Source organism: Kitasatospora sp. NPDC058170, from assembly GCF_042883905.1.
In the GTDB taxonomy this organism is placed as follows: domain Bacteria; phylum Actinomycetota; class Actinomycetes; order Streptomycetales; family Streptomycetaceae; genus Kitasatospora.
In genome coordinates this window covers 210,486-222,679 of record NZ_JBHVUV010000006.1, presented here as the reverse complement: position 1 = coordinate 222,679, position 12,194 = coordinate 210,486, and the positions used below count along the sequence as shown (strand labels likewise).

The 12,194-nt window shown below is 74.7% G+C and carries 10 protein-coding genes; 5 read left to right on the top strand and 5 right to left on the bottom strand.

Annotated features, from left to right (window positions below):
- From ACFVVX_RS09570 to ACFVVX_RS09550, 5 genes are all read left to right on the top strand, one after another.
- The gene (locus ACFVVX_RS09570) at positions 1 to 708 is read left to right on the top strand and encodes an EboA domain-containing protein (RefSeq protein ID WP_387943261.1); all 708 of its coding nucleotides are present in this window, start codon (positions 1 to 3) and stop codon (positions 706 to 708) included.
- The gene (locus ACFVVX_RS09565) at positions 705 to 1,562 is read left to right on the top strand and encodes a TatD family hydrolase (RefSeq protein ID WP_387943259.1); all 858 of its coding nucleotides are present in this window, start codon (positions 705 to 707) and stop codon (positions 1,560 to 1,562) included. Before ACFVVX_RS09570 ends, ACFVVX_RS09565 begins: the two co-directional genes overlap by 4 nt.
- On the top strand, positions 1,559 to 2,704 hold the full coding sequence (gene eboE, locus ACFVVX_RS09560; protein WP_387943257.1) for a metabolite traffic protein EboE: 1,146 nt from the start codon (positions 1,559 to 1,561) through the stop codon (positions 2,702 to 2,704). Before ACFVVX_RS09565 ends, eboE begins: the two co-directional genes overlap by 4 nt.
- Positions 2,701 to 4,089, top strand: a complete 1,389-nt coding sequence (locus ACFVVX_RS09555; RefSeq protein ID WP_387943255.1) for an alkaline phosphatase family protein — start codon at positions 2,701 to 2,703, stop codon at positions 4,087 to 4,089. The genes eboE and ACFVVX_RS09555 overlap by 4 nt, the downstream gene beginning before the upstream one ends.
- A 207-nt stretch (positions 4,090 to 4,296) precedes the next feature.
- A complete protein-coding gene (locus ACFVVX_RS09550; RefSeq protein ID WP_387943253.1) occupies positions 4,297 to 4,965 on the top strand; it encodes a cutinase family protein in 669 nt (222 codons plus the stop codon).
- A gap of 167 nt (positions 4,966 to 5,132) precedes the next feature.
- On the opposite strand, the gene ACFVVX_RS09545 is transcribed toward ACFVVX_RS09550, so the two are convergent.
- The 5 genes from ACFVVX_RS09545 to ACFVVX_RS09525 all read right to left on the bottom strand — a co-directional run bounded on the left by ACFVVX_RS09545 (position 5,133) and on the right by ACFVVX_RS09525 (position 12,136).
- Positions 5,133 to 6,203 carry a BTAD domain-containing putative transcriptional regulator gene (locus ACFVVX_RS09545; protein ID WP_387943251.1) on the bottom strand — a complete coding sequence of 357 codons (1,071 nt, stop codon included), beginning with the start codon at positions 6,201 to 6,203 and terminating at the stop codon, positions 5,133 to 5,135.
- A gap of 156 nt (positions 6,204 to 6,359) precedes the next feature.
- Positions 6,360 to 7,718 (bottom strand): serine/threonine-protein kinase, encoded by a 1,359-nt coding sequence (locus ACFVVX_RS09540; RefSeq protein WP_387943249.1) that lies wholly within the window; start codon positions 7,716 to 7,718, stop codon positions 6,360 to 6,362.
- Positions 7,719 to 7,730: 12 nt separating this feature from the next.
- Positions 7,731 to 8,498 carry a serine/threonine protein kinase gene (locus tag ACFVVX_RS09535; RefSeq protein WP_387943247.1) on the bottom strand — a complete coding sequence of 256 codons (768 nt, stop codon included), beginning with the start codon at positions 8,496 to 8,498 and terminating at the stop codon, positions 7,731 to 7,733.
- Between the two features lie 183 nt (positions 8,499 to 8,681).
- Positions 8,682 to 10,718 carry a glycosyl hydrolase family 32 gene (locus ACFVVX_RS09530; protein WP_387943245.1) on the bottom strand — a complete coding sequence of 679 codons (2,037 nt, stop codon included), beginning with the start codon at positions 10,716 to 10,718 and terminating at the stop codon, positions 8,682 to 8,684.
- Between the two features lie 32 nt (positions 10,719 to 10,750).
- Complete coding sequence (locus tag ACFVVX_RS09525) at positions 10,751 to 12,136, bottom strand: hypothetical protein (RefSeq protein WP_387943399.1); 1,386 nt, start codon at positions 12,134 to 12,136, stop codon at positions 10,751 to 10,753.
- Between the last annotated feature and the right edge of the window lie 58 nt (positions 12,137 to 12,194).

Sequence of the window (12,194 nt, the reverse complement as noted above, 5' to 3'; positions counted from 1 at the left end):
ATGGCGTACCGAGAGGACCACCCCTGGCTTGCCGCCGGCGCCCACGGAGGGAGCCCGGTGGCGATCGTCCACAGCCTGGAGAGCAGGTGGCTGGCCGGAGCCGAGCGGCGCATCCGGCAGCGCCCCGCCGCCATCCACGACGACTTCCCGCTGGTCGGCCGAGCGGTCGGCCGGGTACCGGTCCGGCCGGAGACCGACCCGCAGGGCCTGGTGTTCGGCACCGTCGACGACGAGGCCCGCGCCCGGCTGCTCGCGGTGCTCTCCGAGGTGCTGGTCGCCGACGCCCTGGAGGCCGAGGTCGGACGGCTCTACCGGCACGGCGACGACGCCGAACGGCGCGGCGTCCTGCGCGCGCTCCCGCTGCTGCCGGGATCCCTGGTCGACCTCGGCCTGGAGCTGGTCGCCGACGCGCTGCGCACCAACGACCCGCGTCTGATCGCCGCGGCGATGGGCCGGTTCGCGGCCGACCACCTCGACCAGGCGCAGTGGCGCCAGGGCGTGGTGAAGTGCCTGTTCACCGGTGTGACGCTGCCCGCGGTCGCCGACCTGGTCGCCCGCACCGACTCCGAACTGCTGCGGATGGCACGCGACCTGGCCGAGGAACGGCTCGCCGCGGGGCGGGAGATCACCCCCGACCTGCGCGCGCTGCTCGGCATGACGGTGCTGATGGCCCTCGTACCGCCGCGGGCCGAGGACGGCCGGCGATGAGGATCTTCGACCCGCACATCCACATGACCTCCCGGACCACCGACGACTACCGGAACATGTACGAGGCCGGCGTCCGGGCCGTCGTCGAACCCGCCTTCTGGCTCGGCCAGCCCCGCACCGGCCTGAGCTCCTTCACCGACTACTTCGACAGCCTGATCGGCTGGGAGCGCTTCCGGGCCTCCCAGTTCGGCATCAGCCACAACTGCACGATCGCCCTCAACCCCAAGGAGGCCAACGACCCCCGCTGCGCCGGGGTACTGGACGTCCTGCCGCGCTACCTCGGCAAGGACGGTGTGGTCGCGGTCGGCGAGATCGGCTACGACTCGATGACCAGGGCCGAGGACGAGGCGTTCGGACGGCAGCTGCAGCTCGCGGTGGAACACGGCCTCCCGGTGCTGGTGCACACCCCGCACCGGGACAAGAAGGCCGGCACCGCCCGCACCCTCGACGTGCTCCGGGAGTCCGGCACCGACCCCGGGACCGTCCTGGTGGACCACCTCAACGAGGTCACCGCGCCGATGGTCGCCGACGCCGGCTGCTGGCTGGGCTTCTCCATCTATCCGGACACCAAGATGGACGAACAGCGGATGGTCGCCCTGCTCAGGAAGTACGGCACGGCCCGCATCCTGGTCAACTCGGCGGCCGACTGGGGCCGTTCGGACCCGCTCAGCCCGTACCGGGTCGGCCGGGCGATGCTGGCGGCCGGCTTCACCCCGGCCGAGGTGGACACCGTGCTCTGGCAGAACCCCGTCGAGTTCTACCGCCGCAGCGGGCACCTGGTGCTCGACGAGCCCGCCCCCGCCGCCGACGCGGTCTCCGCCGCGGGCAACTCCGTCCTACGGGGCGGATCATGACCCGGCTCTGCTACTCGACCAACGTCCACCCGGCGGAGGACCTGCCCGGCATCCTCCGCCAACTGGACACCTACGCGGAGCCGATCCGCGAGCGCACCGGCTTCGACCGGCTCGGCCTCGGCCTCTGGCTGGCGGCCGGGACGGCGGCCGAGCTCGCCGCCGACCCGGCCCTGCTCCGCCGGCTGCGAGCCGAGCTGACAGCCCGGGACCTCGCCGCCCTGACCCTGAACGCCTTCCCCTACGGGGGGTTCCACCAGCCGGTGGTCAAACACGCGGTGTACCGCCCCGACTGGACCGACCCCGCCCGGGAGCGCTACACCGCCGACTGCGCCACCGTGCTGGCCGGACTGCTGCCCGACGACGCCGAGGACGGCAGCCTCTCCACCCTGCCGCTGGCCTGGCGCCGCCCCTGGTCCACCGACGCCGACCGGGCCGCCGAACAGGCGCTGCGGCGGACCGCGCAGACCCTGCGCACGGTCTCGGCGCGGGCCGGCCGGCCGATCCGCCTGGCCGTCGAGCCCGAACCGGGCTGCGTGCTCGACACCGTCGCCGACGCGGTGCGCTGGCTCGCACCCCGGGTCGACCCCGAGTACGTCGGCCTCTGCCTGGACACCTGCCACCTGGCCGTCTCCTTCGCCGACCCGGCGCGGACGGTGGCCGCGATCGAACGGGCCGGCCTCGCCGTGGTCAAGGTCCAGGCGTCGGCGGCGCTGCACGTCGACGACCCCGCCGACCCGGCCGCGCGCCGCGTGCTCGCCGACTACGCCGAACCGCGCTACCTGCACCAGGTCAGGGAGTCGGACGGCGCCGGGCAGGTGCTCGCCGCGGACGACCTGCCGCAGGCACTGGACGCGCTGCCCGCCCGCGGCCCCTGGCGGGTGCACTTCCACGTCCCGCTGCACACCGCACCGCCGGCCCCGCTGCGCGGCACGACCGACGTGCTCCGCGCGGCAGTGGCCGCCGTCCGCGACGTCCGCGACCGGACGGTGATCGAGGTGGAGACCTACACCTGGCCCGTCCTGCCCGGCGCCGAAACCGACATCGTCGCCGGAATCGCCGGGGAACTCCTCTGGGCAGAACGCGAGTTGGCGGACCAGCGCGAGCCGGCCTCCGGCCGGGCGGACAGGAAGGTGACCCGGTGAAGCCGGTGATCGTGCTGGACGTGGTCGGACTGACGCCCCGGCTGCTCCCGCACCTGCCGAACCTCTCCCGGCTGGCCCGGCGCACCGGCCACGCACCGCTGCGCACCGTCCTGCCCGCCGTCACCTGCAGCGTGCAGTCCACCCTGCTCACCGGCAGGCTGCCGGCCGAGCACGGAATCGTCGGGAACGGCTGGTACTTCCGGGAGCTCGGCGAGATCCACCTGTGGCGCCAGCACAACCGGCTGGTCACCGCGCCGAAGGTGTGGGAGACCGCCCGGGCCCGGCAGCCCGGCTACCGGACGGCCAACATCTGCTGGTGGTACGCCATGGGCGCCTCGACCGAACTCCTGGTCACCCCGCGCCCGGTGTACCACGCCGACGGCCGGAAGTCGCCCGACTGCTACACCCGGCCACCGGAGCTGCGCGACCGGCTCACCGAGGAGCTCGGACCGTTCCCGCTGTTCCAGTACTGGGGACCGACCGCCGGGATCGCCTCCAGCCGGTGGATCGTCGCCGCCGCCCGCCGGGTCCTGCGCACGGAGCGGCCCGACCTCCTGCTGGTCTACGTCCCGCACCTGGACTACGACCTGCAGCGCTTCGGCCCGGACTCCCGGCAGGCGCTGGCCGCCGCCCGGGCGGTGGATGCCGAACTGGCCCCGCTGCTGGACCAGGCCGAGGCGGAGGGCGCCACCGTGGTCGTGCTCAGCGAGTACGGCATCACCCCGGCGAGCTGGCCGGTGGACATCAACCGCGAGCTGCGCCGGGAGGGCTGGCTCGACGTGTACACCCAGGCGGGGATGGAGTACCTGGACCCGTGGGCCTCGCGGGCCTTCGCCGTCGCCGACCACCAGATCGCCCACGTCTACGTCCCCGACGAGGCGGACCTGCCGAAGGTGCGCGACCACCTGCTCCGGCTGCCGGGCGTGGACGAGGTCCTGGACCGGGCGGAGCAGGCCCGGTACGGCCTCGACCACCCGCGCTCCGGCGAACTGGTGGCCGTGGCGGAGCCCGACGCCTGGTTCACCTACTACTACTGGCTGGACGGCACGCGCGCTCCCGACTTCGCACGGTCCGTCGAGATCCACCGCAAGCCCGGCTACGACCCGGCCGAGCTGTTCTTCGACCCGGCGGACCCGCTGGCCAAGGCCAGGGCGGCGGTCGGACTGGCCCGCAAGAAGCTCGGCCTGCGCCACACCATGAACGTGGTCCCGCTGGACCCGTCCTGGGTCCGCGGTTCGCATGGCCGCCTCCCGGACTCGGCAGCCGACGGCCCCCTGCTGATCTGCAGCGATCCGGCCTGGGAGGCCGCCCTCGACGCCACCGGCGCGATCAGCGCCAGCGACGTCGCGGGGCTGCTGCTCCGACTCCAGGGGCTGGACGGCTGACGGTCCGCCACCGCACTCCCCGCCGTGCTTCGGCCCGGCCCTCCGGACAACGGCGTCCGCGAGGGACGGGCCCGCTGTCGGCACCCCGCACCCGGGACGACTTCATCGGGCTGTCATCGGCCGCTGCCACTGTCATCAGGTGAACTCGGCCGACCGCGTACGCATCGAAGGGCGCACGCGTGGGCCGACTGCGTGGGGAGAGAACGAATGCGAGCACGAAGGATCGCGGCCGCGTCAGCCGGACTCCTGCTGACGGTCGCGCTGACGGCGGCGCAGGGCGCCACGGCCCAGGGGGCCGCGGCACGCGTGACGGCCCCGTGCGAGGGCACCTACACGATCGTTGTCGGGGGCACCGGCAGCTCGTGGAACAACGACGGCTTCTACGGCAACATCCAGCAGCACGTCGGCTATCCCACCCAGATCCCCAACGGCGCGAGCGCGCGGGCGGGCGTCAACGAGCTGAACCGGCTGGTCCGGGACCAGCGCGCCGCGTGCCCGGGCCAGCACGTCAAGATGGCCGGGTACTCCCTGGGCGCCGGCGTGGTGCACATCTGGGTCACCGAGAACTGGCAGACGTTCGACAACGTCAACGCCATCCTCGTCGCGGACCCCAAGCGCCAGGGTCCTCCCGGTGCCAACGGCGGAGCCGTGCCGTTCGGCGGCATCATCGGCGCTCCGCTCGCCGGTGCCGACAGGTTCTTCGGCAACGTGCCCGTCAAGACGATCTGTCACTGGGACTACGTCTGCGACGAGTCCGCCGGGATCTGGACCTACCCGAACAACCACGTCAGGAACTACCCCGAAGACTTCAACATGGACCACCACAACGACAGCGCCAGCGAGCAGTGGTACAACGGCGCCTGGTACGCCTGGTAACCACGGGACGCCCGTCGGCGTCGGCCGAGCCGGTGCCGACCCCCTCACCACCTGTCAGCGGCCGGGACCACCCGGCCGCTGACAGGTGGTGAACCGTCTGTGCCGCACCGGCGAGCAGCTCGCGGCCGTGCCGCGCACACCCCGGCGTCCACCCCGCGTCGGGCCGGTCAACGGGCGGCTCCGGTGACACCCAGGCCGGCCTCGTCCCCGCGCAGGATCATCTGGCAGGTCTGCCGCAGCATCCGACTCGGCGGAACCCCCAGGTCGTCGGCCAGCCGGCGGCGGGCGCGGGCGAACACGGCCAGCGCGTCGGCCTGCCGGCCGCTGCGGTACAGCGCACGCATCAGCATCGCGGCCAGCAGTTCGTTCAGCGGGTGCTCCGCGGACAGGGCGAACAGCTCGGCGACCGCCTCGGAGTACTGGCCCAGCCGCAGCTGCCACTCCACCTTGCGCTGGGCGACGGCGATCCTGCGCTCGGCGAGCCGCAGCCGCTCCAACTCCGCGAGCGGGCCGGGCAGCCCGGCCAGCAGCTCCCCGCGGAACAGCTCCAGCGCCCGGGAACAGAGGCGGACCGCCTCGCCCGGGTCGCCCGCCCGGTGCGCCGTCCCGGCGTCGGTGACCAGCCCCTCCATACGCGCCAGGTCCACTTCGGCCGCACCGGGGACCAGGCGGTAGCCGCACCTGTCGTGCTCGATCACCGAGTCCGGGCTGTCCCCGATGCGCAGGGTCTTGCGGAGCCGGTAGATGTGGACCGGCACCACGTTCGTCACCGGCGGCTCCATCCCCCACACCCCGTCGAGCAGTTCCTGCTGGCTGACCGTCCGCCCCCCGTGCAGCGCCAGCGCCGCCAGCACGGCCTGCTGGCGCAGGTGCCCCAGGTCCAGGGCCCGCCCGTCCTGCCACGCCCGCAGCGGCCCGAGCACGGAGATCTGCACCTTCGGCCCGGCCGCCCGGCCGGCGGCGCCGCGCCGCACCGGGCTCGACGGCTGCGAGCGGGGGCCGCAGCCGGGGGCGACCAGCCCGCAGTCGAAGGCGTGGACGATGGCGGCGGCCCGGTCGCGCAGCCCGAGCTTCACGAGGATCCGCGCGAGGTGCCCGGCCGCGGCGTCCTCGGAGATGGCGAGGGCGGCGGCGATCTCGTCGTCCCGCAGACCGCAGCCGACCGCGTGGAGCACCTTGCGCTCCTGGTCCCCGAGCACGGCGGCGCCCGGCCGGCGGGCGGTGGCGGTCGTCGGCATCGCTGCTCCCTGGACTCCGGGCCGCCGGGTGTGGCGGACGCCGTCGACAAGGTAGTGAGGGGAGCGCGGGGCGGGGTATCCGGAACGATCCGGAGTAACCTGCGCCGGTCCCCGCCGGACCGGCGCACGCGTGCGGGTGCTCCGCCCCGGCGGCGGTCAGGGGCAGCGGAGGAGGGCGGGGCGGTCCTTGGTACGGACGGCGGGGAGCCAGGCGGTGGTGGGTCCGGGGAGGTGGACGCGGTACCAGAGGGTGGAGGTGAGGTCCTCCTCGTTGATGACGGGGAGGCCGGTGGGGAGCTGGCAGTCCGCGTCGAGGGTGTCGCCGTGCCAGACGCGGGTGGGGACGACGTTCTCGGCGACGTACGGGCGCAGCGGGTCGACGGCGAGGCCGAGGCTGCACCGGGGGTCGCGGTCGGTGCGGTCCTGGCAGCCGCGTTCGGCGTTGAAGACCCGGATGCGGAAGGGGTGTTCGGCCGGGTCGGGGTGCGGCCAGAGAGCGGTGGCGGTGGCGGTGACGGCGGCCGTGGCGCAGGTGGCGAGGGCGAGCAGGACGGTGCGCGGCCGCGGGCGGCGCGTGCGGCGGCCGGACCGGTGGACGCGGATGCGGGCGAGCAGGCTCTCGGCGCTGTGCGGGGAGCGGGCGGCGTGGGTGGGGGCGAGGCAGTCGGCGGCGAGGGCGCGCCAGAACGGGGGGACGCTGGGGGCCAGGCGCAGGGCGGCGCGGCCTTCGGCGTACTGCTGGGCGGCAGCGCTGCGGGAGGTGGGGGTGGTGCCGGGGAAGGGCGGGACGCCGGCGGTGAACACCTCGTGGATCACGATCCCGAGCGCCCAGATGTCCGCGGTGGTACGGACCTTGATGCCGTGTTCGCCGAGCGGCTCCCTCCAGCGCTCCGGCGGGAGGTAGTCGGGGGTGCCGATCGGGGCGGAGTGGCCGTGGGTGCCGGTGAGTTCGATGGCGAGCCCGAAGTCGGAGATGCGGACCTCGCCGTCCCGGCCGATCAGGACGTTCTCGGGCTTGAGGTCGGCGTGGACCCAGCCGGAGCGGTGCAGGTGGGCCAGGCCCTCGCAGATGCCGGCGATGATCCGGCCGCCCCGGGCCTCGTCGACACCGGTGGCGAGCAGGTCGCGCAGGGTGCCCTCGGCGCGTTCCATCACCAGGACGATCGCGCCGTCGAGCGCGGGGTGGTCGGGGGCGGCCAGGGTCAGGGTGTCGAACAGGCGGACCAGCCGGGGGTGCGGGGCGGTGCGGGCCAACTCGGCTTCGCGGCGGGCGGCTTCGGCGACGTGGCGGGCCTGGCGGGGGGCGAGCGCGGCGGTCGGCAGCACCTTGAGGGCGACCGTGCCGTCCACCCCGCCCGGGTGCTCCGGTCCGGCGGCGTCCCCGGTCCGGCGGGCGGCGTAGACGGTTGCCCAGCCGCCCTCGCCGATGGGCCCGGTGACGGTCCACCCGCCGACCCGGTGACCGGGCGGCAGCACCTCCTCGCCGTCCCCGCGGAGGGCCGGGTCGTGCACCATCGGCGCCCCTCCCTACCGTCCGGGCTCGCCGGCTTCGGGGCGCGGCAGGAGCGCGAGGTGCTCCTCGCGGACGATGCCGAACTTCAGCGCGAGTCCCACCACGGCCTCGCGCTTGCCGCTGCGGCGGTCCGCGCGGCCCGCGCCGTCGGGCATGTCGATCCGGAGCTTCTCGTCGGCGAGGTAGTCGAGGTGCGAGCTGACCGCGCGGGCGGTGAGCCGGGCGCAGGCGGGGTGGCCGCGCAGCCGCGCGACCACCTGGGGGGTGGTGGGCACGGCGGCGGGGGAGCGGTCGCGCAGCCACGGCTCGCAGAGCGCGACCAGGACCAGGAAGTAGGTGGCGGTCTCGTCCAGCGAGTACGCCGTCATGGTGCGGCTCTCCCAGGAGCCGGCGCCGCGGGCGTGCGGGTCCAGGTAGACGTGGTCGGGCGCGAACACCTGGAAGGACAGCGGTGTTTCGCGCCGCGAGGGCAGCACCACCCGGGAGAACTCGAACGGGATCGGCGCGCCGATCCGCCGCGGCGGCACCCGCAGGTACTCGCCGGCGCCCTCCGGGTTCTCCACCAGGTAGGTGTGGGTGTGGCTGAGGTTGCTCAACTGCCAGTGGTCGTCGGTCGCGTGGATCTCGCCGGCGAGCCGGGAGACCGTCTCGTCGCCGAGTCGGAGCTCCACCGGCGTGCCGGCGGAGCCGCGGCCGAAGCGCGCCCGCTCGCCCGGACCGAGCCGCAGCGTCACCGCGTCCTCGCCGTTCCCCTCCGGCAGGTGGACGAGAATCCCGCTCACCGTTCCCCCGTCCCGCGCACCGCTCCCCCGCTTCGCATGCCTACCCCCCGTTTCGCATGCCGACCGTTGTCGGACGGACGAACGTTACCTCTTTGCGCATGACAATAAACCGCAAGGTGGCGCAGGCCACCTGACGGGGAAACGGGGAAACGGGGGAGCGGGGAGCGGGGGAGGGGCGCGCGGTCAGATCATCGGCGCCCCCGAGCGCAGCGGCGCCACCGGGCGGTCGCCGAAGGCGGCCCACGGCCGCCAGCCGCCGCCCGGCCGGTCCTGGACCCGGGTGCGCAGCCGGCCGTCCTCGGCCACCGCGAAGACGTGCAGCCGTCCGGTGGGGTCGGCCGCGGCGGAGGGCGGCGCGGCGAGCACCAGGCCCGGTTCGCCGAAGTCCTCGCCGAGCACGCCGTCCGGGGCCCAGGCTCCGGCGGGCTCCACCTGCCAGCGGTGGGCGAGCCGCGCGCCGCCGGGGGCGAGGGTGAACGCCTCCAGCCGGCCGTCCGCGCCGGGGACCGACAGCGGGGAGCCGGTGGACCAGCCCAGCAGCGCCTGCCATTCGTCCCAGCCCCCGCTGGGCACCGACTGGCGGCGCTGGAAGGCCGCGGTGCCGGACGGGGCGATCGCGGTGACGTTCAGCCGCCCGGTGCCGTCGAGGGCCACCCGCGGCGCGGCGCCGGCGGGCGTGCCGAAACGCTCCCAGGCGGACCAGGCGCCACCGGGCGAGGTCTGCCAGCGGTGCAGCAGCGCCGCGCCGCCGGGCGCCAGCACGAACACCTCCAGCCGGCCGTCGGCGTTGGCGGCGACGACCGGCGGAGCGCCCGCCGGGCCGCTGAAGCCCGCGTCCCAGGCGTCCCAGGTGGGGGAGCCGGGCGACCGCTGGCGGCGGCGGGCGATCAGGGTGCCGCCCGGGCCGAGCGCGAACACCTCCAGGCGGCCGTCGGCGTTGCGGGCGACGGCGGGGGCGGCGCCGGCCGGGCCGCCGAACTCCTCCCACTCCGACCAGCCGCCGTCCGCCCGCTGGACGCGGTGGTGCAGGTTGGCGCCGCCGGGGGCGAGCGAGAAGACCTCCAGCCGGCCGTCGGCGTTGCGGCCCAGCGCGGGCACGGCGCCGGCCGGGCCGCCGAACTCCTCCCAGTCCGACCAGGTGTCGGCGGCCGGGTCGAGCTGGACCCGGCGCAGCATCGACCGGTCGGCCGCGTCGAGGGCGAACACGTTCAGCCGGCCCTGTGCGTCCGGGGAGGCGACCGGGTTGTCCGGGCTCTGGAAGGGCGGCGGGGTCGGCTGCCAGCTCAGCGGGGCCAGGTACAGGCCGTGCCGGAACCAGCCGGCGGCGCTCGCCCACCACTGCGGCCCGTCGGTGACCACCTCCACCGCGTGGCCCGGCACATGGCCGGCGCGGCCGTCGAGGGTGAAGCGGAACGGGTCCTGGGAGGCGAGGACGTCGGTGCCGTCGTAGCCGTTCCGCGGTCCGACGAACAGGTAGTACCAGCCGTCCCGGGCCACCACGAAGGGCGACTCGGTGACCGAGACGCCGTCCGCCGAGGTGGCCTGGTCGGTGAAGGCGGCGCCGGGAGGGCCCCAGGTCAGCAGGTCGGTGGAACGCCGGTAGCAGACCTGGTGCCGGCCGTCGACGGCGGACAGCTCGGTGTAGTACATCACCCACTCGCCGCCGATCCGCAACACCATCGGATCCCGGGCGTCGTGCCCGCGGAACAGCGGACCGGACGGCAGCCGCGTCCAGGTGAACAGGTCGGTGGAGGTGGCGGCGTTGATCGCCGCCCCGGCGAGCCCGCCCGCGGCGTAGAACATCCAGTGCACGCCGTCCGACTCGACGACGTGCGGGGCCCACAGGTGCTTCTCCCCGAAGTACGAGGTGTCGACGGTCAGCGCGTCCGGGTGGCCGGTCCACGGCCCGGACGGGTCGGGCGCCGAGGCGTGCGCGAGCGACACCTCGGCCGAACTGTCGGGGGCCTGCCCGGGCGGCGCGCTGTCGCCGACGATGCTGAACAGGTGCCAGCGCCCGCCGGCCCGGACCAGCGTGTGGTCGTTGAGGTAGCGGCGGCGCGCGGCGGACGGGTCGTAGACGTGGTCGAACGGGCCGGCGCCGACCCACAGGTGGGGCGTGGTGGCGCCGGCCGCGGCGGTGGCGGTACGGCCCGCGAGCGGGAGCACGAGTGCTCCCGCTCCGGCCGCCCGCAGCAGGCTCCGCCTGCTGATCTGGGACATGGTTGTGCTCCGTCACGGTGCTACCGGCGCGGTCAGGGGAGGGCGGGTCCGGCGGTGGTGTTGAGCCAGGCCCACTCGGACCAGGTGGAGAACCCGGTCTGCCACCTGTGGTAGACGCCGGCGCTGCTGGTGCCGAAGACCTCGATCCGGCCGTCGGCGTTGGCCGCCGCGACGATCTCGGTACCGGCGCCGCCGAAGGTGTCCCACGGGCCGTACGGCGCGTTGACGCCGCTCTGCCAGGCGTGCTGCGCCGTGCTGCCGTTGATCGCGAACACCTCCACCCGGCCGTCGGGCGAACGCTCGCTGGTGAGTTGGGAGTCGGCGGGGCCGCCGGCGGGTTCCCAGGCGGACCAGGTGGTGGGGTTGGTCTGGTAGCGGTGGAAGATGCCGACGGGGCCGGAGGCGAAGACTTCGAGGCGGCCGTCCTGGTTGTGGTCGACGGTGAGGTCGTGGCCGCCGCCGCCGAAGTCCTCCCAGGTGGACCAGTTTCCGTTGACGGCGGTCTGCCACTGGTGTTGGAAGGTGGCGTTGTTGAGGGCGAAGACCTCGAGTCGGCCGTCGGGGGCCTTGCCGAGGGCGATGGTGCTGTCGGCGGGGCCGCCGCCGGCGGATTCCCAGGGGGACCAGCCGCTGTTGGGGGCGTTCTGGTAGGTGTGGTAGACGCCGGTGGGGTTGGAGGCGAAGACTTCGAGGCGGCCGTCCTGGTTGGTGCCGACGGCGATGTCGTGGCCGCCGCCGCCGAAGGTCTCCCAGTTCGACCAGCCGCCGGAGGGCTGGAGTTGGTAGCGGTGCTGGAAGGTGCTGCCGTTGATGGCGAACATCTCCAGGCGTCCGTCGGCGTTCTGACCGATCGCCAGTTTCGCTCCACCCGGGCCGCCGAGGGTCTCCCAGTCCGACCAGGCGCCGCTGACGGCCGTCTGCCAGGCGTGCGAGACGCCGTTCGCGCCGGCCGCGAAGACCTCGAGCCGGCCGTCCGCCGACCGCGCGGACACCACCCGGCCGGACTGCGCCGGGTACACCAACGGCGCCGGACCGGGCCCGTGGTGGCCGAGCCGGTCCGCGGCGGCCTGCGCCTCGCCCATGTGCCGCAGGTGCGCGCCCTGGTTGAAGGTCGACCAGGGCTCCCAGTTGGTACCGCCGTTGGAGATGCGGAAGGCCGCGTCGGCGTTGCACTGGGCGTCGTAGGCGCAGGCGTCGGTGACCTCGGAGTGCCAGTAGCTGTTGATCTCCCACAGGCCGCGGTCGGTGGACGGCGGCGTGTTGTTCTGGACGTTGGACGCCAGCGGGTTGCAGCTGGATTCGGCGAGGCCGACGGCGATCGCGACCACCAGGGCGTCGCCCCGGAAACCCGCGTTGTAGCCGACCTCGGCGCACAGGTCGCTGCCGGTGGCGGCCGGTGCGGGCGTGGCGCCGGCCATCAGGCCCGCCGTCGCGCCCAGCGAGACGAGTGCGGACAGCAGGACGCGCTGGGGCGCC

Bases quoted from the DNA above. Each gene is read 5' to 3' on its own strand.
- ACFVVX_RS09550 (WP_387943253.1), top strand. From the start codon at position 4,297: ATGCGAGCACGAAGGATCGCGGCCGCGTCAGCCGGACTCCTGCTGACG.
- ACFVVX_RS09565 (WP_387943259.1), top strand. From the start codon at position 705: ATGAGGATCTTCGACCCGCACATCCACATGACCTCCCGGACCACCGAC.
- ACFVVX_RS09570 (WP_387943261.1), top strand. From the start codon at position 1: ATGGCGTACCGAGAGGACCACCCCTGGCTTGCCGCCGGCGCCCACGGA.
- ACFVVX_RS09540 (WP_387943249.1), bottom strand. From the start codon at position 7,718: ATGGTGCACGACCCGGCCCTCCGCGGGGACGGCGAGGAGGTGCTGCCG.
- ACFVVX_RS09525 (WP_387943399.1), bottom strand. From the start codon at position 12,136: ATGGCCGGCGCCACGCCCGCACCGGCCGCCACCGGCAGCGACCTGTGC.
- eboE (WP_387943257.1), top strand. From the start codon at position 1,559: ATGACCCGGCTCTGCTACTCGACCAACGTCCACCCGGCGGAGGACCTG.
- ACFVVX_RS09530 (WP_387943245.1), bottom strand. From the start codon at position 10,718: ATGTCCCAGATCAGCAGGCGGAGCCTGCTGCGGGCGGCCGGAGCGGGA.
- ACFVVX_RS09545 (WP_387943251.1), bottom strand. From the start codon at position 6,203: ATGCCGACGACCGCCACCGCCCGCCGGCCGGGCGCCGCCGTGCTCGGG.